This is a genomic window from Micromonospora musae (genome assembly GCF_003626545.1).
In the GTDB taxonomy this organism is placed as follows: Bacteria; Actinomycetota; Actinomycetes; order Mycobacteriales; family Micromonosporaceae; genus Micromonospora; species Micromonospora musae.
The window spans coordinates 286,934-307,980 of record NZ_RAZS01000005.1 but is presented as its reverse complement, the minus strand read 5'-3'; the positions used below and the strand labels follow the sequence as shown (position 1 = coordinate 307,980).

Genomic DNA, 21,047 nt, shown 5'->3' with positions numbered 1-21,047 from the left:
CCGCCTCACCGCCGCCGCACCGCCGCCGCACCGCCGCCGCACGCCGGCTCGGCGCGCCGGCGACCCGGGCAGCCGACCCCGCCGCCGGATCAGTCCTGCGGAACCCGCCAGAGCCAGACGTCGTCCACCCGCTGCGGCTCGCCGAGCAGGGCGGTCGCGGTGCGCCGGACCGCGTCCTGGTCCACCTCGAACTTCGCCCCGTGCACCTGGTCGGGGAGCACCACCGCCTCGACCCGCCAGTACGCCAGGTCGGCGCGGACCTCGCGCAGCGTGCCGTCGGTGACGATCGGCACCAGGCCGGTCCGGGCGGCCTGGTCCATCAGCGCGCTGAACGGTCGCGGCACGGGGCCGATCCGGCCCCGGCCGTCCGGGCCGCCGGGGCCGAGGAAGAAGCCGGCCGGGATGCGGAACTCGCCCTGCCGGTGGGAGAGGGCGTACGCCTGCCAGCGCTGCCCGTCCGGGTAGATGTCCACGGCCGTCGGCACGGGGGTGAGCACCCCACCCGGGGAGACGTAATCGCGCCAGGTCCCGGCGGTGATGAACCGCGGGATCGGCTCGCGCTCGTCGGTCAGCAGCGGGGTGGGCAGCAGCGGGAGCAGCGCGACCACGAAGCCGATCGACCAGGCCACCTCGGTCGAACGTCGACGCCGCGCCGACCGGAGCTGGTCGAGGGTGTACGCCAGCAGCAGCCCGATCACCGGCGCCACCACCAGCGCGAGCCGGGCGGGCAGCGCGGCGTTCACCACCGGCAGCTGTCCGAGCACGTCGAACGGCATGGGCACGTCGGTGCGGTCGCCGTCGAACTTCGCGACCGGCCCCCAGGAGAGCACGCCGAAGACGACGGCCACCGCGGCCAGCGCCCAGAGCGTTGCGCGGCGGGCCGGGTCGGCGCGCCGCCAGAGCGCCACGAAGCACACCACGGTGAGCAGCAACAGCGGGATCCCGAAGAACGAGTTCTCCTCGGTCGGGTTGGGGGCCAGTGAGGTGCCCAACCCGGCCTCGCCGGCGATGGAGCGCCGCGGGTACGCGCCGAACGCCGCGATGTCCTCGGAGTGGGTCACCGGGTCGAAGCCGGTGCCGTGGAACCGTTGCGGGCCGGCGAAGTGCAGCCAGAGCGGGTACGCCAGCAGCGCGCCGGCGACCACGGCGGTGACCGCGAGGCCACGGAGGAAGTTCGGCAGCGCCGCCCTCGCCTCGGCGCGCCGGGCCGGGTGCAGCGACCAGACGATGACGAAGAGGCCGAGCGCGAGGGCCGTGAAGAAGAGCCCCTCGGCGGCGATGGAGAACGCGATCGCCACGAGCACGCCGAGGATGACGCCGTCGCGCAGCCAGTGCCCGGGTCGGCGCAGCGCGAACGCGCGCCAGATCAGCAGCGGCACCAGCCAGCCGGCCGTCCAGTTCAGGTGGGCGTTGGCGTGCGAGACCATGCCGGGGGAGTAGGCGATGAAGAGGGCGCCGACCGCGGCGGCGAGCCGGCTGCGGACCAGTTGCCGGGAGAAGAGCACGTACCAGGCGATCGCGGTGGCGGCCAGGTTCAGGGTGAGGATCACCAGGAACGTGACGGGTGGACCGACCAGGTAGGTCAGCGGCGCGAAGACCACCGCGTACACGGTGATCGAGGTGTTGACCGCGAGGTTCACCCCGTCCGGCACGTTGATCAGGTGGGTGAAGAGCGGGTTCTCGCCGTGCGTGAGCGTGTGCCCGCCGAACGCCAGCAGCCACTCGAAGAGCGCCTGGTCGCTGGAGTTGACGGTGATCGTCCGTACGTTCGGGTCGCGCCACAGCCCACTGGTCACCCAGACGGCGAGAGCGAGCGCGGCCAGCACCACGATCAGGTCGATCCCGCGCCCCCGGACGGTGCGCGGCGGCGAGGCGGGCGCGGGCCCGGTGGTCACGGACGGGGAGGTCGGCACGCAGCGGACGTTACCAATCGGAACTGGACGTGCCGGTCATACATGCAAGGAGCGTCCCCTTCTTGTCGTCTCCGCCGGGCGCGGCCCGGTTCACCCCCGGCGAATCGCGAGCGCCGCTCGCGGCGAACACAGCGGTGGTTGTGAATGTGTGCCGGTCACCCATGTCGCAGCTCTGTCATTTCGTCGTAACGTCGCGGCAATTCGCAGGTGACCCAGTTCACACCTTCCTCTGGAGGCCGCCGTGCGCCGCCCCTCATCCCTCCTCGCCCGGCTGGCCGCGGTGGCCGCCGGGCTCGTCCTCGCCGCCGCGGGCGCCGTCACCCTCGCCGCGCCCGCCCAGGCGGCCACCCTCACCCAGGTGTCGAGCTTCGGCTCGAACCCCGGCAACCTCACCATGTACGCCTACCGGCCGGACAACCTGCCGGCGAACTCCCCGGCCGTCGTGCTGCTGCACGGCTGCACGCAGAACGCCTCCGGCTACTTCACCAACTCCGGCTGGCGCAAGTACGCCGACCAGTGGGGCTTCGCGCTCATCGTGGCCGAGCAGAAGTCCGCGAACAACGCCACCAGCTGCTTCAACTGGTTCGAGACCGGGGACACCGCCCGTGGCCAGGGCGAGGCGCTCTCCATCAAGCAGATGGTCGACCACGCCAAGGCGAACTTCGGCATCGACAGCGGCCGGGTCTTCGTGAGCGGCCTCTCCGCCGGCGCCGCGATGAGCGCCGTCATGCTCGCCACCTACCCCGACGTCTTCGCCGCCGGGTCGATCGTCGCCGGTATCCCGTACCGCTGCGCCACCAGCATGATCAACGCGTTCGGCTGCATGAACCCGGGCACCGACAAGAGCCCGGCCGCCTGGGGTGACCTCGTCCGCAACGCGTACCCCGGCTACAGCGGACCCCGGCCCCGGGTGGCCATCTGGCACGGCACCTCGGACACCACCGTCGCCCCGCTCAACGCCGCTGAGGCCCGCGACCAGTGGACGAACGTGCGCGGCGTCGCGCAGACCCCGACCAGCACCTCGTCGCTGCCCGGCGGCACCAGCCTCGAGGTGTACGGCAACGACGTCGTCCGGCTCTACCGGGTCTCCGGCATGGGCCACGGCACCCCGGTCGACCCGGGCAGCGGAGCGGAGCAGTGCGGCAACGCGGCCGCCTACTTCCTGGACACCATCTGCTCGGCGTACCGGGACGCGGCCTTCTTCGGTCTGAACGGGGGTGGCGGCGACCCGACCGACCCGCCGCCCACCGACCCGCCGCCGACGGATCCGCCCACGCCGGTCTGCACGACCGCCAGCAACTACGCGCACGTCGCCGCCGGTCGGGCGTACCACTCGGGCGGGTACGCCTACGCGAACGGCTCCAACCAGCGGATGGGCCTCTACAACACCTTCTACACGACCACCCTCAAGCAGACCGCCCCCAACCACTGGGTGATCGGCTGCTGACCCCCCACCCCCCTTTGGGCACCTGGTTGATCAAGAGGTTTGCGTTAAGTTCCGGCCCCGGCGTGACGCAAACCTCTTGATCAACGGGGCTGGGGGTCAGTCGGTTAGGGCGCTTTGGAGGGCGGAACGTAGGTCGGGGTGGCGGTAGGTGAAGCCGGCGCGGGTGAGGGCGCCGGGCAGCACCCGGGAGCTGGAGAGCGCCTCGACCGAGAACCCGCCCAGCACGATCTTCAGCGCCAGCGCGGGAATCGGCATGATCGCGGGCCGGTGCAGCTGTCGGGCGAGCTCCTTGGTGAACTCCGCGTTGGTCACCGGCGCCGGACCGACCACGTTGACCGGTCCGGCCACCTCCTCACGGTCCAGCAGGAACGTCACCGCGCTCAGGAAGTCGGCCAACGACAGGCACGGCCACCACTGCCGGCCCCCGCCCAGCTTGCCGGAGATGCCCAGCCGCATCGGCAGCAGCTGCGGCTTGAGCATTCCGCCGTCACGGTGCAACGGCAGGCCGGTGCGCAGGCGGACCACCCGTACGCCGGCGTCCTCGGCCGGCCGGGTGGCCGCCTCCCACACCCGGCACAGGTCGGAGAGGAAGCCCTCGCCGGCCGGCGCGTCCTCCTCCACGGCCCGGTCGCCGGTGTCGCCGTACCAGCCCACCGCCGACGAGTTGAGCAGCACCTTCGGCCGGTCCTCGGCGGGCAGGCCGGCGATGGTGATGGCCAGCGTGGTGGTCGAGTCGACCCGACTGCTGCGCAGCAGCCGCCGGTACTCGTCGTTCCACCGCCGGTCGCCCACCCCCGCGCCGGCCAGGTTGATCACCGCGTCGGCGTCGGCGACCACGGCCGGGTCGAGCTGCGCGGCGGACGGCTGCCACTGGCGTTCGTCGGGGGTCCGCGCCGGGCGGCGGACCAACCGGGTGACCTGGTGCCCGTCGGCGGTGAACCGGTCGATCAGCCGGGTGCCGAGGAAGCCGGACGCGCCGGCCATGAGGATCCGCATGCCCCTATCTTCGGGTACGCGGGGCCGACCTGGCACGTCGAGCCGATTACGACCGGCTCACACCACCGGGGTCGGCCGCAGGTCGGCGAGGAGCCGCTCCACCTCGGCGTACGCCTGCGCGGGCAGCGGACCGAGCGTCAGCGTCGCGAAGTTCTCCTCCGCCTGCGCCACCGTCCGGGCCCCGGGAATCGGGATCGTGCGCGGGCTGCGGGCCAGCAGCCAGCCCAGCGCGCCCTGCGCGAGCGTACGGCCGTCGGCGGTCAGCGCCGCGCGGATCTGCTCGACCCGGGCCGCCCACTCGGGTGTCGGACGGCCGTCGGTGAACCAGACCAGCCACTCCGGCGCCACCCCGCGCACGTCGTCCCGGCCGGCTGTCCGCTGTGCGCCGGTGAGCAGCCCCATCGCCAGCGGGCCCCGGTTCAGGGCGGCCAGGTCGTGCGCCTCGCAGACCGCCAGCATCGCGGCGTTGTCCGCGAGCACCGACTGGTCGTGCTGGATCGCGGTGCAGTGCGGTCCCGCCTTCGCGAACGCCTCGGCCGAGTCGGGATGGTCGGTGCTCCACCCGTACGCCCGGATCTTCCCCTCGGTAACGAGCCCCTCGAGCGTGTCGACCAGGTCGAGCGCGACGGGCACCGGGAGGTCGTTGAGGTGCAGCTGGAACAGGTCGACGTGGTCCGTGCCGAGCCGACGCAGCGACTCATCGAGGCTGCGCACCGCGTACGCCGGGGCCGGGTCGGTGCCGATCCAGCGCCGGGTGGCCTCGTCGGAGCGGTTGCCGAACTTGGTGGCGAGCACCACGCGGTCGCGGCGGCCGGCGAGCGCCCGGCCGAGGATCCGCTCGCTGTGCCCGGCGCCGTAGTTGCTGGCCGTGTCGAAGAGGGTCACCCCTGCGTCGATGGCGGCGTGGATGGTGCGGACCGACTCGTCGTCGTCGACCTCACCCCAGCCGAACGGCTGCCCACCGTCACCCCACAGTGGCCCGCCGATGGCCCAGCAACCCATGCCGATCGCGCTGACCTCGATGCCGCTGCGGCCCAGTTTCCGTGTCGTCGTCATGCGCACAGCCTCCAGCTTCGAGTGCGCGCGAAGTCAAGCGGGGCGCGCGTGCCAACGCGGCTGGACCGACAGCCGATGCGGGAAGTCGGGGTGTCTGGCCGAGCGGGACACCCCGACTTCGCGGAGGTCGGGTGGACCAAGTCGCGCCGGCCGCCGACGGTGCGCGCCGGCGGCGGCGTACGCCTGGTCAGGCGACCGCGCCCGCGGGGCCGGCGGCGGCCCGGCGGACCTCGACGACGACCGGCCGGGCGCCCAGGCACTGCGGGGCGAAGTGGGCCACCACGTAGTCCCAGGTCGCCTTCGCCTCGCCGTAACCGAACGTCGGCTCGCCCTGGAGGTAGATGTTCAGCACCCCGCGCGGGATCGCCCAGCCGCGCCACCAACTGTTCGTCTTCGGCGAGTACATGATCCGGTCCACCCCGTCGGTGTGGCACAGACCGAAGTAGTGGCCCAGCTCGTGGATCGGTACGTACTTCCAGAGCTGGTCCGGGGTGTTGTCGATGAAGGTGACGCCGGAGGTGCTCTTGCCGTCGAGTCCGCAGGCGCTGTCGTGCAGGTTGTTCGCGATGCCGCGCAGGCCGTCCGTGTAGCGGAAGACGCCGGCGGCGACCGGGTGGCAGAGATCGGCGGTGGCGCCGTCCGGTTCGGTGTCCTTGTTCCGGCGGTCGAGCACGTCGGTCAGGAAGTCGGTCACCGCGGAGTGGGTGTTCGGCCGGTCATAGCCCGGGTGGACGATGTGCGCCGCCTCGGTGACCTCCCGGTTCTCCCGGTCGAAGTCCAGCATGAGCGCCAGTTCGCGCCCCTTCTCGCTGGCGGTCGAGAGCTTCGTGTCCAGCGCGCCGTCGCGCATCGGCAGCACGATGAACGGCGGGCCGTCGGCGCCCCGTGATGTCAGGTACGTCTCCAGGTCGTCCGCGGAGATCGGGTTGTCGAACTCGCCGCCGCCACCGCCGCCGAGCACCGTCTCCTTCTTGAGCGTCTTGTAGCGCTTGCGGTTCCAGAAGCCCTCGTCGAACTCGAAGCCACAGAGCGCCCGGAGGTTGATGGCACCCTGCTCGTGCAGCACGACCAGGTTCGGCACCTCCGGTTCGCGTGGCGAGGGCGTCTCCGAGTCGAGCACCGTCCGGTACGCGGTGCCGTGCAGGCGCAGCCCGAACGCGCCGTGGTCGAGGCGGATGGCCGCCTTGATCTGGCTCAGCGTGTCGCCGGAGTACTTCGCCTCCAGCAGACCGCGCACGTACCGGCGCAGCCGCTCCTTGTTGATCTCCTCGATGATGTAGTCGATCGTGTCCCCGAGCAGGAGGATGCGGCCGAGCCGGATGATTCCCAGCACCGCGCCGAGGCCGATCCGCAGCAACCCGTCGAGGATGCGGCGCCAGTCGAGCGTCACGATGCCGACGATCACGTCCCAGAGCCCGCCGACGATCTGGACGACCGCCTCGACGACCACTCCGACGAGCTTGCAGACCGTACGGGTCACCCACTTGCCGACGATGACGACGACCCACCGGACCACCTTCACGAGGATCGTGACGAACCAGCAGACCCAGCCCCGCGGGTCGTACCAGGGGTAGTCCTTGCAGCGCTTCTCCTGCCGCTCCTCCCACTCCTCGACCGGCTTGGAGACCTCCTCCTCGATCCATTCGGTGATTTCGGTGCAGACCAGTGCCATGAGAGATCGCCCCTTCGGTGTCAGGAGGCGGATCGCAGGGCACGTAGCCGGGCGAGCAGGCGCTGGCGACTCCACGCCAGGCCGAGGAGCTTGCCGGCGACGGCCGCCGCGAGACAGCTGAGGGCGGCCACCGCGTACGCCGCGCCGCCGCTCGGTCGGGCCAGGACGGCCGCCGGCACCGCGACGACGAACGCCAGCGCCGCCCAGGCGCAGCCGCAGTCGTTGAACAGGTGGCGGATGGTCCTGGCGGCTCGTTCACGCTCTGTGGTGTCGAGCCCGGGCATGGTGATGGTGACCCGGTCGAGATGGGGGCGCTTCAGCCACGAGACCAGCGTCTCCACCCGATCGAGATCAGCCACGCGAGCGATCTCGATGTTCACGGTAGGTCACCTCTCCACGACATCTCCAATCTCGGCGTGGCGGCTGACGACGTCAAGGCAGTGTTCGGCTACCCGACTCTCGTCGCGGCCGGCGGCCATGCGTGGCGGGACGTGGACGCCGCCGGCCCGCGGGTGGCGGGACGGCGGCAGGTGGGCGTCGTGCGGCTCGGCCCCGGCTGACGGGCGCTGACGGGTCAGGCGAGCGCGGCGGCGCGCGGCAGCACGGGGGCGAGGGCGTCGAGGGCGTCCGCGCGGACGACGTAGCGGGTGACGCCCCAGCGGCGACGGTGAGCGGCGACCGAGGCGACGATCTCGTCCTCGGTACCGATCAGGACGAACGGGGTGGCGAGCAGCTCGGCGACGGTCAGGCCGGTCTCCTCGGCGGTCTCCGCGGCGGCGGCCTCCGCGTCGTCGGTCACCACGACCCGCTGGACGAGCGCCTCCAGCTCGGGCGGCTCGGCGCGGCCCTCGGCGCCGGCCGCCACCCGGGCGAGCTGCGCCTCGATCTCCGCCGCCCGCCAGCGCACCTCGTGGCTGTGGCCGTCGGCCAGCGTACGGCCGAAACCGGCGAGCCCGACGACGTCGGCGTGCGCGCCGGCCCAGCGCAGCAGCGCCGAGTTCGCGGTGCCGACGGTGAGCGGGATCCGCCGCTGGACCGGGCGGGGTCGCTCCAGCCGGGCACCGTGGACGGCCAGGTCGGCGGTCTCCACCGTGACCTCGTCGCCGTCGAGCAGGGCGCGGGTCGCCTCGATGACGGCCACCGCGCGGCGGACCCGACCCGCCACGTCCGGTCGCTCCCGGCCGACGGCCCGCCACTCGGCCGGGGTGTGCCCGGCGCCGATGCCGAGCCGCGCCCGCCCGCCGGAGAGCAGGTCGAGGGTCGCCACGTCGGCGGCGAGCAGCATCGGTTCCCGGACCCCGGCGTTCGAGACGTACGACCCGAGACCGATCGAGCTGGTCGCCGTCGCGGCGGCGGCCAGCGCGACGAAGGGAGCGGCCACCGCACCCGGATGGTCGGCGGCGAGCAGGGCGTCGTACCCGGCGGCCTCGGCGCGCCGGGCCAGCTCGATCCAGCCCGCGGCGTCGGAGGGGCTGGCCTGGAGGGAGAAGGTGACCATGTCGCCCAGCCTGCCGGGCCGAACCCCGCCGCAGCCAGCCGAAACCCGCGATTCTGCTACCGGCAGAGGGGACCACGCCCGCGCCCGGCGTCACCGCGTCGGGCGCCACCGCCCCCCTCGGGCTCGTGCCAGGCCGCACGGTAGGCGACCTCGTGCGCCTCGTGACTCGTCCGTTCCTGGAAGACGTACGAGCGCAGGGCCTTGCGGGCGTCGGCCATGACCACCACCTCGACCGCTACGAGGCCCACGCAGATCACGGTCAGCAGGGCGAGGGTGGCGAGCGCCGGCAGCTGCGCGCCGGCCGGAATGGCGGCGGCGAGCACGACCACCACCCCCACCCGGGTCCAGGAGAGGGTGTGCAGGGTGCGGGCCTGGAACAGCATGTTGCCGCAGAAGTAGCCGATGACCCCGCCGAAGAGCAGCGGCACCCCCGGCCCGTGCGCCGGTGCGGCCAGGCTGACGTGCGGATCGCTGATCTGGCGTACGACCTCCTCGGCGCCGAGGGCGAAGGTGATGATCCCGGCGATCATCACGAGGTAGAGGTAGGCGTACGCGTCGCGGGCCAGGGCCACCCGGGGACGGCCCAGCGCCTCGTGCTGGGCGATCCGTGCCGCCGGACCGATGACGTCGTAGTGCGCCCACCAGAGCGCCGCCGTGAAGACGATGCCGCACGAGGCGGCCGCGACCGTCGCGGCGGTGACCGGCTGACCGAGCAGGTTGCCGCCGACGCCGACGGAGATGATCGACTCACCGAGCGCGATGATGAGGATCAGGTCGTACCGCTCGGTCCAGTGCTCCGCCGAGGTCACCGTCCAACCCCACGCGCCGGCGACCAGGCCGCTGCCGTACTGCAACAGCACCGTGGCGACCCAGAGCGCGTCACGCAGCATCGCCGCCCGGCCCATGTCGTCGACGTACGGCGGGACCAGCGCGGCGGCGAGCAGCAGCAGGGTGCTGACGACCACCTCCGGGGAGTACTTGAGCAGCAGCCGGCGTTCGCCCGATTTCTCCTTGGCGATGTGCCAGTAGAGGAGCAGGTGCACGGCACGGATCACGAGGTAGCTGACGGCCACCACCATCGGTCCGGCGGCGGTCCGCCGAGGGTCGCCGAACGCCTGCGGCAGGGAGAGCGCGAAGCAGAACAGGGCGGCCATCCCGACGACCATGAGCACCGGGACGAAGCCCTCCCCGAGCCGTACCCGGGCGGCGACCACGCTGTGGATCACCCAGCACCACCAGAGCACGGCGAGCACGAGCAGGCCGTGCAGCAGGCTGCGTCCGCTGATCTCCATGGCGGTGGTCCGGACGATGATGAAGAAGGAGAAGACGAAGACGAGGTCGAAGAAGATCTCGAACTTGTCGACCCGGGCGCCCGGTGCGATCGCGACGGCCGGCCCGAGCCGCCCACGCCACCGAGAACCACCCACCGGACGAGTCTGTCAGCGGCCGGGCCGGACCCGGGCCGGAATCAGATCAACAGGTGCCGCGGCGCCGCGGGCCGTGACGGCGAAGGGCGCCCCGGGTGACCGGAGCGCCCTTCGCGGTGGCTGGATCAGCAGGTCAGAGACCCAACTCCGCCTCGAAGTTGCCGGCCTCCAGCCGCTCCTTGACCGCGACCAGGAAACGGGCCGCGTCGGCGCCGTCGATCAGCCGGTGGTCGTACGAGAGGGCCAGGTAGACCATCGACCGAACGGCGACGACCTCGCCCAGCTCCGGGTCGTTGACCACGACCGGGCGCTTGACGACGGCACCCGTGCCGAGCATCGCCGACTGCGGCGACGGCACGATCGGGGTGTCGAAGAGCGCGCCCCGGCTGCCGGTGTTCGTCAGCGTGAAGGTCGCGCCGGCGATCTCGTCCGGGCTGATCTTGTTGGTCCGGGTCCGCTCGGCCAGGTCCGCGATCCGCTTGGCGATGCCGCCCAGGTTCAGGTCACCCGCGTTGTGGATGACCGGCACCAGCAGGCCGCGCTCGGTGTCGACGGCGATGCCGAGGTGCTCCGCCTCCGGGTAGGTGATCGTCCCGCCGGCCAGGTCCATCCGGGCGTTGACGATCGGGTACGTCTGCAGCGCCTCGATCGCCGCGAGGGCGAAGAACGGCAGGAACGACAGCTTCACGCCGTGCCGCTGCTGGAACGAGTCCTTGGCCTGCGACCGCAGCTTCGCGACCCGGGTGACGTCCACCTCGATCACCGTGGTGAGCTGCGCCATCTCGTGCAGCGACTCCTGCATCCGCTTGGCGATGGCGGTACGGATCCGGGTCAGCTTCTCCGTGGTGCCGCGCTTCGCGCTCGGCTGCGGCTTCGCGGCCGGCTTCGCCGCGGCGGCCGGCGCGGCAGCGGCCGGGGCGGCAGCCGGAGCGGCCTGGGCGGCCTTGGCCCGCTCCGCCGCCTCCAGCACGTCCTGCTTGCGGACGCGCCCCCCGACACCGGTGCCCTTGACCGAGGCCAGGTCGACACCGTGCTCGGCGGCCAGCTTGCGGACCAGCGGAGTCACGTAACCGGCCGCCTCGGCACCCTGGGCGGGAGCCGCCGGAGCCTGCGCGGTCGGGGCCGGCGCCGGCGGCACCGCCCGCTGCTCGGCCTGGACCGGCTGCTTGGCGACCTCGGCCTCCGCGGCGGGCTCGTTGTACGAGACCCCCGGGGTGGCGGCGGGAGCCGGAGCGGGCTTCGTCTCGGCCTGCGGAGCGGGCTTCGCCTCGGGCTGCGGGGCCGGCTTCGCCTCGGGCTGGGCGGCCGGGGCGGCACCGGCGGCACCGATCACGGCCAGCTCCGCGCCGACCGCGGCGGTCTCGTCCTCGGCGACCTTGATCTCCAGGAGGGTGCCGCCGACCGGCGACGGAATCTCGGTGTCCACCTTGTCGGTGGAGACCTCCAGCAGCGGCTCGTCCGCCTCGACTGTCTCGCCGACCTGCTTGAGCCAGCGGGTGACCGTACCCTCGGTGACGCTCTCGCCGAGGGCCGGCATGGTGACCGGGGTGCCCTCGCCTGACGGCGCGGGAGCGGCGGCCGGGGCCGGCGCGGCCTGCGGCGCCGGCTCGGGCTGGGTGCCCTCGGCGGCGGCCGTCGGCTGCGGGGCCGGAGCGGCCTGCTCGGCCGGGGCCTGCTGCTGCGGCGCGGCGGCGCCGGCCTGCTCACCCTCGCCGCCGATGACGGCCAGCTCGCTGCCGACCTCGGCGGTCTCGTCCTCGCCGACCACGATCCGGGTCAGCACGCCCGCCGCCGGCGACGGGATCTCGGTGTCCACCTTGTCGGTGGAGACCTCGAGCAGGGGCTCGTCGACCTCGACGGTGTCACCCTCCTGCTTGAGCCAGCGGGTGACGGTGCCCTCGGTGACGCTCTCGCCGAGCCGAGGCATGGTGACCGATACCGGCATGTTCTCCAGACTCCTTCATTCCCCTGGTGGGATCATCGCCCGTCGCCGGACGCCGCAAAATACGTTCTCGATCAGGCGTGTACGTGCAGCGGCTTGCCCGCCAGGGCCATGTGCGCCTCACCCAGGGCCTCGGTCTGCGAGGGGTGGGCGTGCACGAGCTGCGCCACCTCGGCCGGGTAGGCCTCCCAGTTGTAGATGAGCTGCGCCTCGCCGATCAACTCGCCGACCCGGGCGCCGATCATGTGCACGCCGACCACCGGGCCGTCCTCGACCCGGACCAGCTTGACGTGACCGGCGGTCTTGAGGATCTGGCTCCGACCGTTGCCGCCGAGGTTGTAGTTGAAGGTCTTGACCTTGTCGGCGCCGTACTGCTCCTTGGCCTTCGCCTCGGTGAGACCGACCGAGGCGACCTCCGGGTCGCAGTAGGTGATCCGCGGGATGCCCGCCTCGTCGATCACGGCCGGGTTCTGGCCGGCGATCTCCTCGGCGACGAAGATGCCCTGCTGGAAGCCGCGGTGCGCGAGCTGGAGGCCCGGCACGATGTCGCCGACGGCGTAGACGTTCGGCACGCTGGTGCGCAGCCGCTCGTCGGTCAGCACGTAGCCGCGGTCCATCTTGACGCCCTGCTCCTCGTAGCCGAGGTTGGCGGTGGTCGGCCCCCGGCCGACGGCGACCAGCAGCAGCTCGGCCTCGACGGTCTCGCCGCCCGCGATGGTCACCTTGACACCGTCGGTGGTCTTCTCGACCTTCTCGAACGGCTTGCCGACCTTGAAGTTGATCTTCCGCTTGCGGAAGGCCCGCTCCAGCGCCTTCGACGACTCCTCGTCCTCGGCGGCGACCAGTCGGGGCAGGGCCTCGATGATGGTCACGTCCACGCCGAAGGACTTCCAGACGCTGGCGAACTCGACACCGATCACGCCGCCGCCCAGCACGATCGCCGAGGACGGAACCCGGTCCAGGGTCAGCGCGTGGTCGCTGGTGATGACCCGCTCGCCGTCGATCTCCAGGCCGGGCAGGCTCTTGGCGTACGAGCCGGAGGCCAGCACGATGTTGCGGCCGGTGTAGCGCTTGCCGTCGACCTCGACGGCGTTCGGGGCGACGAGGCGACCGGCCCCGGCCACCACGGTGATGTTCTTGGAGCTGCCCAGCAGGCCCTGCAGGCCCTTGTAGAGCCGGCCGATCACGCCGTCCTTGTACGAGTGCACCGCCGCGATGTCGATGCCGACGAGGTCGGCCTTCACGCCGAACTGCTCCGACTCGCGGGTCTGGTCGGCGACCTCGGCCGCGTGCAGCAGCGCCTTCGTCGGGATGCAGCCGTTGTGCAGGCAGGTGCCGCCGAGCTTGCCCTTCTCGATCAGCGCGACCGAGAGGTTCAGCTGGGCGGCGCGCAGCGCGGTCGCGTAGCCGCCGCTGCCACCTCCGAGGATGACGATGTCGAAGGTTGCGTCGTTCGGCTCGCTCACGTCCAACTCCCAGGTAGCGACAGTGCATCGGGGGTCATGGCGGGACGCCTCTTGGGCAGACCCCACCTCGGTCATCTTGTCACCACCGGCCACAGAGCGCGTAGCGAGGTGCCCAACGACACGTCTCCGACACGTACGCTTGGCCCCGTCGTCGATGACGGATTGTGGGGGAGAGGTCCGTGGGATTGTTCCGGCGCCGCAAGCCGACGCGCGCGGTGAGCCAGGATCGGGCGGTCGACCGTGCCGATCTGGAGCATCTTGAGAACTTCGTCCGCACCCGGCGCGGCGTCGAGGCGTACATCGAGCCCCGGACGACAGTCACCGAGACCACGGTGATCCTGATCGCCGACGACGGGGAGTGGACCCGCCGACGCATCGACGGCCCCGACGGGGCGCGTCGCTTCGCCCACCGTTTGGGGATCCCCGTCTACGACGTGCGCCTCATGGGCTACCCGCAGCGCATGCGCGACTTCAACGAACGTCGCAAACGCCGCCCCGACCTCTACTGACCCCCCCACCCGCCCCCTCCGTGGGGCCTCGTACACGGAAAGAGTGGCTGTTCCGCGCGGAACAGCCACTCTTTCCGTGAATCTGCGCAGCGCCCCTGGCCGGGGCGGGCGGGGATCAGCCGTTGGCGGCGACGTCCTCGACCAGGTGCAGGAGGGTGCGGACCGGCACACCGGTGCCGCCCTTGGTCCAGTAGCCGGTCGGCTCACCCGAGTGGTAGCCCGGCCCGGCGATGTCGATGTGCGCCCACGCCACGTCCTCGGTGACGAACTCGCGCAGGAACACGCCGCCCTGCAGCATGTGCCCGGCCCGGTCCATCCCGGCGTTGACCTGGGAGATGTCGGCCACGTCGGAGTCCATGCCCTTGCGCACGTCGTCCGGCAGCGGCATCGGCCACGCCGGCTCGCCGGTCGCCTCGCCGGCGACCTTCACCCGCTCGCAGAGCTCCGGCGTACCCATCACACCGGCGATCCGCTTGCCCAGCGAGATCACCTGGCCACCGGTGAGGGTGGAGGTCTCGAAGAGGTAGTCGGTGCCGTCCTCGCAGGCGCGGGCGATTGCGTCGGCCAGGATCATCCGGCCCTCGGCGTCGGTGTTCAACACCTCGACCTTCTTGCCGCTGTACATGCTGATCACGTCACCCGGCCGGTACGACGTCCCCGACGGCATGTTCTCGGCCATCGGCAGGTAGCCGGTCACCGCGACGGACGGCTTGAGCGCCGCCACCGCCAGCATGGCCGCGCCGACCGCCGCCGCGCCCGCCATGTCGGACTTCATCTCCCACATGCCCTGCGCCGGCTTGATCGAGATACCGCCGGTGTCGAAGGTGATGCCCTTGCCCACCAGCGCCACCCGCTTGCCGTTGCCGCCACCCTGCGGCGTGTAGGTGAGCTTCACCAGCCGCGGCGGGGCCTCGGAGCCCTGACCGACGGCGATGATGCCGCCGTAGCCGCCGTCGCGCAGTGCCGCCTCGTCGAGCACCTCGACGCCGAGCCCGGCCTCGCGGGCGGCATCGGCGACCGCGTCGGCGAAGGCCGGCGGGCGCAGCTCGTTCGGCGCGGTGTTGACCCAGTCGCGGCTGGTCAGAACCGCCCCGACCACCGCCGCGGCGCGGGCCACCTCGGTCTGCGCGGTGCCCTCCGTGGCGTCCGGCACGGCCACCAGCACCTCGGCGACCGGCTCCCGCCGGGCCGGCTGCGGCCGAGTCTTGTAGCCCGCGAAGCGGTACCCGCCGAGCAGCGCGCCCTCCGCGACCGCGCGCAGTGCGGCCGGGGCGTCGGCGTCGTCCGGCAGCGGCAGGGCCACCGCCACCCGGGACGCGCCGGCGAGGGCGCGTACCGCCGAACCGGCGGCCCGGCGCAGGACCTCCGGCTTCGGCGCGGCGCCGGTCGGCTCGGGGCCGAGGCCGACCGCGGCGACCACCGGAGCCGTGATCGTGCCCAGCGTCGCCAGCTTGATCACCTCGCCCGGGCCGCCGGTCGCGCCGAGCAGCGCCAGCGTCTCGGTGAGCTTCCCGTCGAAGGCGGCGGCGATGCTCTCGGCGCCGCTGGCGAGCAGCAGGGTGCCGGCGAGGCCGCTGGTGGCGGCCTGCTCACCGGTCTGACTGTGCACGCCGATCACGATGGCGTCGACGGCGAGCTCGGCTGGGTCGGTGTCGACCAGGCTGAGGGTGGTGCGGGGCGATGTCACTGAGCTACTCCGGGCGGGCCGGGCCGGCCGCGACGACGCGTACCGGCGGTGAAGGTCTCCGGCGGCGAACCTACCCGCCGGACGTGTGGGTTGTCCCGCCGAGACGAATCGGCGGGTCCCGCCGATGCTAACCAGCGCGTCCGGCCCCGGTAAGTTGCCACCCATGACCGACGTGACCACCGACGTAGCCGAGACCCGGCTGCGTCGTTCCCCGCTGCACGAGCGGCACACCGCTGCCGGCGCCAAGTTCGCTCCCTTCGGCGGTTGGGAGATGCCGCTGGAGTACGCCGGCGGCGGCGTGCTCCGGGAGCACACGGCGGTACGCACGGGGGTGGGTGTCTTCGACGTGTCCCACCTCGGCAAGGCGCGGGTGACCGGGCCGGGCGCCGCGGACTTCGTCAACGCCTGCCTCAGCAACGACCTGGGCCGGATCGGCCCCGGCCGGGCGCAGTACACGCTCTGCTGCGACGACGCCACCGGCGGTGTCGTGGACGACATCATCGCCTACCTGCACGCCGACGACCACGTCTTCCTGATCCCGAACGCCGCGAACACGGCCGAGGTGGTGCGCCGGCTGCGCGCCGCCGCGCCGGAGACGATCACGATCACCGACGAGCACGAGGCGTACGCGGTGCTCGCCGTGCAGGGGCCGCGCTCGGCCGAGCTGCTCGACTCGCTGGGCCTGCCGACCGCACACGACTACATGAGCTTCTCCGCCGCCACCCTGGACAGCGGCGTACCGGTCGAGCTGACCGTCTGCCGGACGGGGTACACCGGTGAGCTGGGCTTCGAGCTGGTCGTGCCGGCCGAGCACGCCGTCGCGGTCTGGGACGCCCTCTTCGCCGCCGACGAGTCGTACGACGTGCGCCCCTGCGGGCTCGCCGCCCGCGACACACTGCGCACCGAGATGGGGTACCCGCTGCACGGGCAGGACCTGTCGTTGGAGATCACTCCGGTGCAGGCCCGCTCCGGCTGGGCCGTCGGCTGGGACAAGCCGGCGTTCTGGGGCCGGGACGTGCTGCGCGCGGAGAAGGCGGCCGGTGCCCGGCGTACGCTGCGCGGCCTGGAGGCCGTCGACCGGGCGATTCCGCGCCCCGGCATGACCGTGTACTCCGGTGCGGCGACTGTGGGCACGATCACCAGTGGCACGTTCTCCCCGACGTTGAAGCAGGGCATCGCGCTGGCGCTGCTGGACACGGCGGCGAACCTGGCCGATGGTGACCTGGTCGAGGTGGACGTCCGCGGTCGCCGCGCCCAGATGCGCGTCACCCGCCCCCCCTTCGTCCAGCCCCACGTCAAGTAACCCCCACCCCCACCCCTCTCCCTCCCCTCTCCCCCCACGACGCCAAGGCCGGTGATCAAGAGGTTTGCGTCACGGATCGCGCCGATCCTGACGCAAACCTCTTGATCACCGAGGTCAGGGGGGAGGCGGGCGGGGGCGGGGGCGGGGTTAGGGGGTGGGGCGTTCGCCGGCGTCCAGGACGGCCTGCGTCCAGCCGCCCTCGATGACGCCGGTGCCGTCCAACACCGCCCAGTCGACCACGTCCGAGGCCTCCACCACGACCGGGGCGCCGATCCGTACCGTCGGGTCGGAGTTGGCGTCGCTGGCGCTCACCCCGACGATCCGCTCCGGGGTGTCCCACGTCGTGACGCCGGCCCAGACGAACTCGGGGCCGTCCTCACCGGGCAGGCCGTACTTGACCACGAGCTGCGACTCGCGCGGCAACCGCCCGTCGACGAAGCGGGCCCGTACGTCGACCAGCCCCGCCCGGGCGGTGGCGATCGCCTTGCTCATGGCGTCCCCGGGCCGGGCGTAGCGCACGTCCGGCTGGATGCCGGCGAAGAGCGTGGCGCAGGCCGCCGCGAAGTACCGGCCGTCGGGGCCGGAGTGTCCCTCGGGCGGGCGCAGGCTGAGGAACGAGTCCGCGTCCGGGTCGGTCGCCGGGTCCAGTTCGATCCGGAGCAGCACCGGGGCGGTCGCGCCGTGCTGCTCCGGATTGCCGTACGCCACCGCGATGTCGTGCCCGGTCACCGTGGCGAGCACCGGCAGCTGCACGAACGCCGGCACCTCCTCGCCGGAGAGCCCGTCGGTCCAGTCGCGCAGCAGCCGACGCGCCGCGCCGGTCATCACCGCTCCCCAGGCCCGGGTCAGGTGGTCCGGCACGCCCTGCGTCTGCAACTCCAGCAGGCCGAACCGGCGCAGCCCCTTCGTGGTGAACCAGAGCCCCTCGTCGTCGGAGGAGTAGGGCACCAACACCCAGTCGACGAGCCGGATGCGGCCCGTCTCGTCGGGGAGTGACCGCAGCGCCGCCGCCGGGTCCAGGAACTGCAACCCGAAGACGTCGACCACGTCACCGCCGACCGAGTCGGCCACCGCCGCCGCCACCGCCCGGGCCGCCCACTCGTGCGCCGGCGGCCAGCCGGGCCGGTACTCGGCCTGCACCACCACGAGATGGGTGGCCGCGGCGAGCCGGTCCAGCTGCGCCTCGCTGGCGCCGAACGCGGTGAGCAGGTCCGGCGGCAACTCGGGGAACTCGCCGATCGGCCGGGTGTCCACGCTCATCAGCGGACTGTCCAGCATCTGCTTCGCCAGCCCGTACACCGGTTCGGCGATCCGGCCGGCGAGCGCCGCCACAGCGCTCTTGGTGCTGACCTGCGGCAACCCCTCGACGGGCACCAGGTAGGTCGCGCTGAGCGACTCCGGCACCGGTACGGGCAGGAAGTCGTCGGTGATGAGCATTCTCGTCCCCCGTTGGCGGCGCCACTGCTGTCGAGCCGAACGCTACCCGGCACGCCGAGTCGGGTTCAGCCGGACAGCACCAGTCCGAGGTAGACGAGCGTGGTGACCACCTCGACGGTCGCTCCCAGCACGTCGCCGGTGACCCCGCCGAGGCGGCGCACCACGTGGGCCAGCAGCGCCACCGCGACGGCGAGGGCCACCCCGACGGCGAGCGGCCCCTGCCACGGGCGGCCCGGCACCGCGGCGGCGGCCACCAAGGCGACGGCGACCGCGCCCAGCGCCACGGCCGGCGGACCGACCGTGCCGGCGACCAGCGCGCCCAGGCCCTCCGGACGGGCGGCCGGCACGCCCCGCCGGCAGGCCAGCGTGACGCCGAGCCGGCCGGCCGCCGTCGCGGCGACCACGGCCGCGAGGCACGCCGGCCACGACCGTCCGGCCAGCTCGGCGAGCGCCGCGGCCTGCACGAGGAGTACGACCACCAGGGCGACCACCCCGAACGGGCCGACGTCCGGCTTCTTCATGATCTCCAGGGCGGCCGCCCCACGCCGGTACGAGCCGAGCGCGTCGACGGTGTCGGCCAGCCCGTCCAGGTGCAGACCCCGGGTGAGCAGCGCGCCGACGCCGACGGTCACCCCGGCGGCCACGAGCGGCGCGGTGAGCGCGGCGAGGAGCAGCAGCACGCCGGCCAGCACCGTGCCGAGCAGTGCGCCGACCGCCGGAGCGAGCGACATCGCGGTACCCGCCACGGCCCGGTCGATCCGGCCCGCGCGCACCGGCAGCGTGGTGAAGGTGGTGAGCGCCAGCCGCGCCCCGGCGACGAACCGCCCGTCAGCCGGCACGGCCCGACGGGTCGACCCGCTCCTCGTCCGGCTCGGTGCTCGTCGGGCCGGGCCCGGCCGGCTCCGGCTCGGCGAACTCGGGCTCCGCCTCCTCGACGTCCTCGTCGGCTTCGTCCCCGGCGGTCAGCGACGGGTGCGTGGGCAGTGCGGCGGCCAGCGCCAGCACCGAGCGCAGCATCGGCAGCGCGACCAGGGCGTTGGCGCCCTCGCCGAGCCCCAGCCGCAGGTCGAGCAGCGGGGTGAGCCCGAGCACGTCGGCGGCGAGCTTCACCGCCGGATCGCCGCCGTGGTCGGCGAGCAGGCACCAGTGCCGGGCCTGCCCGGCCAGGTCCCGGCTGACCAGGCCGGCGGCGAGCCCGACCGGGCCGTCGAGCATCACCGGGATGCGCCGCGCCGTCGCGCCGAGCAGCACGCCGGTGGCGATCGCCAGGTCGCCGCCGCCGAGTTCGGCGAGCACGTCCTTGGCCGCCCGCGAGGAGAGCCGGCTGCGGTGCATCGCGTCACGTACCGCCGCGCAGCGGCGCATCCAGGCCGCGTCGTCGATCTCGCCGGTGTCGGTGACCACCCGGCCGAGGACGGCCGCGGGCTCGGCGCCGGCGGTGGCCGCGAGCACGGCGGCGGCGGCCGCCTCGGTGCCGGCCCCGGATGCGGCCAGCACCAGCAGCTGTACGCCCGCCTCGGCGGCCTGCTCGGCCAGCTGCCAGCCGTAGCGCAGGGCCGACTCGACCTGCTCGCCGGTGAGCGCCGGCTCGTCCTCCATGGCGGCGGCGCTCGGCGCGTCCACCACCTGGAGGCCGGCGCCCGCCTCGGCGGCCAACCGGGCCAGCGCGCCCCGGCCGGCACGCGCCTGCCCGGCGCGGCGCGCCGACTCACCGGGCCGGTTGCCGGCGGACGCCCCGCCGGCGTGGTCGCCGTTGATCAGCAGCACGCGTACGGAGGTCCAGGCGGCCGGGGTGGGGGTGCCCTGGGTGGCGGCGGCGAAGCCGACCAGCTGCGTCAGCACGCCCAGTCCCGCGCCGGGCACGTCCAGGGTGGCGAGCCGCTCGATCGCCTGCGGGCCGGCGTACTCGTCGGGCATCGGCAGCTCCATGCCGGGCTGAATGACGAGCCCGGTGGAGACCATCGGCAGTGCCATGGTCGGCGTGGACCACGCGGTGCCGTTCTCGGTCGGCGGCATCGGCGGCGGAGGTGTGGGGTTCGCCACGTCCGAGAGGTCGACGAGGTCGGGCATCGGCGCCACGGCCGCGCCGTTCGCCCCGGCGACCCGCGGGGTCTCCGCGCCGGCAGCGGCTCCGGCGGGGCGCACCGTCGCGCCCTTGAGCCAGGTGGGCTGCCCGGCGATCACCAGTACGACCCCGTCGCAGGCGTCGGCGACGGCGCGGTTGGTCGCGCCCAGCGCGTCGGTGAAGGCCCGGCCGACGGGGGTGGTCGGCACCAGGGAGAGCCCGACCTCGGGGCTGACCAGCACCACCCGCGCGGTGCAGTGGCGGATCGCCTCGGCCAGCTCGGCGATCGTCCCGGTGTCGTCGGAGGGCTGGTGCGCCGGATCCAGCAGCACCGCCACCCACCCGCCGAGGTCGTCGACGAGCAGGGTCTCGTTCGGCTCCGCCGCGGCGAGCACGTCGGCGAGCCGACGTGGGTCGCTCGCGGTCTCCTCGGTGGTCCAGCTGCCCGGCCGGCGGGCGCGGTGTGCCGCGAGGCGAGCCGCCCACTCGGTGTCCTGCGGGTCCCCCTCGGGCGAGGTGGCCACGTATCGGACCACCGGCGCGTCACCGACCAGGGACTCGGCGAACTCGGACTTGCCGGACCGGATGCCGCCGAGCACCAGGACCGTGTTCCACCCGTCAACCGACAT

General features: G+C 73.2%; 17 protein-coding genes. 4 read left to right on the top strand and 13 right to left on the bottom strand.

Annotated features, from left to right (window positions below):
• Positions 1-89 precede the first annotated feature (89 nt).
• Positions 90-1,913, bottom strand: a complete 1,824-nt coding sequence (locus D7147_RS16090; protein ID WP_120678390.1) for a DUF2079 domain-containing protein — start codon at positions 1,911-1,913, stop codon at positions 90-92.
• Positions 1,914-2,154: 241 nt separating this feature from the next.
• Between D7147_RS16090 and D7147_RS16085 the strand changes: the two genes are divergently transcribed.
• On the top strand, positions 2,155-3,360 hold the full coding sequence (locus D7147_RS16085; RefSeq protein WP_120678388.1) for an extracellular catalytic domain type 1 short-chain-length polyhydroxyalkanoate depolymerase: 1,206 nt from the start codon (positions 2,155-2,157) through the stop codon (positions 3,358-3,360).
• Positions 3,361-3,456: 96 nt separating this feature from the next.
• Here the strand turns inward: D7147_RS16085 and D7147_RS16080 are convergent, their stop codons facing one another.
• The 4 genes from D7147_RS16080 to D7147_RS16065 form a co-directional block, all read right to left on the bottom strand.
• Complete coding sequence (locus D7147_RS16080) at positions 3,457-4,356, bottom strand: TIGR01777 family oxidoreductase (RefSeq protein WP_120678386.1); 900 nt, start codon at positions 4,354-4,356, stop codon at positions 3,457-3,459.
• A 57-nt stretch (positions 4,357-4,413) separates the two neighbouring features.
• Positions 4,414-5,412, bottom strand: coding sequence for an aldo/keto reductase (locus tag D7147_RS16075; protein ID WP_120678384.1), 999 nt, complete (start codon positions 5,410-5,412; stop codon positions 4,414-4,416).
• A gap of 187 nt (positions 5,413-5,599) precedes the next feature.
• A complete protein-coding gene (locus D7147_RS16070; RefSeq protein ID WP_120678382.1) occupies positions 5,600-7,084 on the bottom strand; it encodes a hypothetical protein in 1,485 nt (494 codons plus the stop codon).
• A gap of 20 nt (positions 7,085-7,104) precedes the next feature.
• On the bottom strand, positions 7,105-7,464 hold the full coding sequence (locus D7147_RS16065) for a hypothetical protein (protein WP_120678380.1): 360 nt from the start codon (positions 7,462-7,464) through the stop codon (positions 7,105-7,107).
• Positions 7,465-7,500: 36 nt separating this feature from the next.
• On the opposite strand from D7147_RS16065, the gene D7147_RS32440 reads away from it, so the two are divergent.
• Positions 7,501-7,644, top strand: coding sequence for a hypothetical protein (locus D7147_RS32440; protein WP_158609360.1), 144 nt, complete (start codon positions 7,501-7,503; stop codon positions 7,642-7,644).
• Positions 7,645-7,658: 14 nt separating this feature from the next.
• Here D7147_RS32440 and D7147_RS16060 read toward each other — a convergent pair whose 3' ends face one another.
• The 4 genes from D7147_RS16060 to lpdA all read right to left on the bottom strand — a co-directional run bounded on the left by D7147_RS16060 (position 7,659) and on the right by lpdA (position 13,417).
• Complete coding sequence (locus D7147_RS16060; RefSeq protein WP_120678378.1) at positions 7,659-8,582, bottom strand: TIGR03621 family F420-dependent LLM class oxidoreductase; 924 nt, start codon at positions 8,580-8,582, stop codon at positions 7,659-7,661.
• A 56-nt stretch (positions 8,583-8,638) separates the two neighbouring features.
• Positions 8,639-10,009: a low temperature requirement protein A gene (locus tag D7147_RS16055; protein ID WP_120678376.1), complete on the bottom strand. Its 1,371-nt coding sequence runs from the start codon at positions 10,007-10,009 to the stop codon at positions 8,639-8,641.
• A gap of 133 nt (positions 10,010-10,142) precedes the next feature.
• On the bottom strand, positions 10,143-11,954 hold the full coding sequence (gene sucB / locus D7147_RS16050; RefSeq protein WP_120678374.1) for a 2-oxoglutarate dehydrogenase, E2 component, dihydrolipoamide succinyltransferase: 1,812 nt from the start codon (positions 11,952-11,954) through the stop codon (positions 10,143-10,145).
• Between the two features lie 71 nt (positions 11,955-12,025).
• A complete protein-coding gene (gene lpdA / locus D7147_RS16045) occupies positions 12,026-13,417 on the bottom strand; it encodes a dihydrolipoyl dehydrogenase (protein WP_120678372.1) in 1,392 nt (463 codons plus the stop codon).
• Between the two features lie 179 nt (positions 13,418-13,596).
• Here lpdA and D7147_RS16040 point away from each other — a divergent pair, with 179 nt between their 5' ends.
• The gene (locus tag D7147_RS16040; protein ID WP_120678370.1) at positions 13,597-13,926 is read left to right on the top strand and encodes a hypothetical protein; all 330 of its coding nucleotides are present in this window, start codon (positions 13,597-13,599) and stop codon (positions 13,924-13,926) included.
• A gap of 115 nt (positions 13,927-14,041) precedes the next feature.
• On the opposite strand, the gene D7147_RS16035 is transcribed toward D7147_RS16040, so the two are convergent.
• Positions 14,042-15,613 (bottom strand): leucyl aminopeptidase, encoded by a 1,572-nt coding sequence (locus D7147_RS16035; protein WP_120678368.1) that lies wholly within the window; start codon positions 15,611-15,613, stop codon positions 14,042-14,044.
• Positions 15,614-15,776: 163 nt separating this feature from the next.
• Between D7147_RS16035 and gcvT the strand changes: the two genes are divergently transcribed.
• Positions 15,777-16,916, top strand: a complete 1,140-nt coding sequence (gene gcvT / locus D7147_RS16030; RefSeq protein ID WP_120678366.1) for a glycine cleavage system aminomethyltransferase GcvT — start codon at positions 15,777-15,779, stop codon at positions 16,914-16,916.
• Between the two features lie 147 nt (positions 16,917-17,063).
• Here gcvT and D7147_RS16025 read toward each other — a convergent pair whose 3' ends face one another.
• From D7147_RS16025 to D7147_RS16015, 3 genes are all read right to left on the bottom strand, one after another.
• Positions 17,064-18,353, bottom strand: coding sequence for a DUF2314 domain-containing protein (locus tag D7147_RS16025; RefSeq protein WP_120678364.1), 1,290 nt, complete (start codon positions 18,351-18,353; stop codon positions 17,064-17,066).
• A gap of 65 nt (positions 18,354-18,418) precedes the next feature.
• The gene (gene cobS / locus D7147_RS16020; protein WP_120678362.1) at positions 18,419-19,192 is read right to left on the bottom strand and encodes an adenosylcobinamide-GDP ribazoletransferase; all 774 of its coding nucleotides are present in this window, start codon (positions 19,190-19,192) and stop codon (positions 18,419-18,421) included.
• Positions 19,182-21,047, bottom strand: coding sequence for a bifunctional adenosylcobinamide kinase/adenosylcobinamide-phosphate guanylyltransferase (locus tag D7147_RS16015; protein ID WP_120678360.1), 1,866 nt, complete (start codon positions 21,045-21,047; stop codon positions 19,182-19,184). The genes cobS and D7147_RS16015 overlap by 11 nt, the downstream gene beginning before the upstream one ends.

Coding starts and splice junctions, on each gene's coding strand:
- D7147_RS16075 (WP_120678384.1), bottom strand. CDS start 5,412: ATGACGACGACACGGAAACTGGGCCGCAGCGGCATCGAGGTCAGCGCG.
- D7147_RS16080 (WP_120678386.1), bottom strand. CDS start 4,356: ATGCGGATCCTCATGGCCGGCGCGTCCGGCTTCCTCGGCACCCGGCTG.
- sucB (WP_120678374.1), bottom strand. CDS start 11,954: ATGCCGGTATCGGTCACCATGCCTCGGCTCGGCGAGAGCGTCACCGAG.
- D7147_RS16015 (WP_120678360.1), bottom strand. CDS start 21,047: ATGTCGGTTGACGGGTGGAACACGGTCCTGGTGCTCGGCGGCATCCGG.
- D7147_RS16025 (WP_120678364.1), bottom strand. CDS start 18,353: ATGCTCATCACCGACGACTTCCTGCCCGTACCGGTGCCGGAGTCGCTC.
- gcvT (WP_120678366.1), top strand. CDS start 15,777: ATGACCGACGTGACCACCGACGTAGCCGAGACCCGGCTGCGTCGTTCC.
- D7147_RS16060 (WP_120678378.1), bottom strand. CDS start 8,582: ATGGTCACCTTCTCCCTCCAGGCCAGCCCCTCCGACGCCGCGGGCTGG.
- D7147_RS16070 (WP_120678382.1), bottom strand. CDS start 7,084: ATGGCACTGGTCTGCACCGAAATCACCGAATGGATCGAGGAGGAGGTC.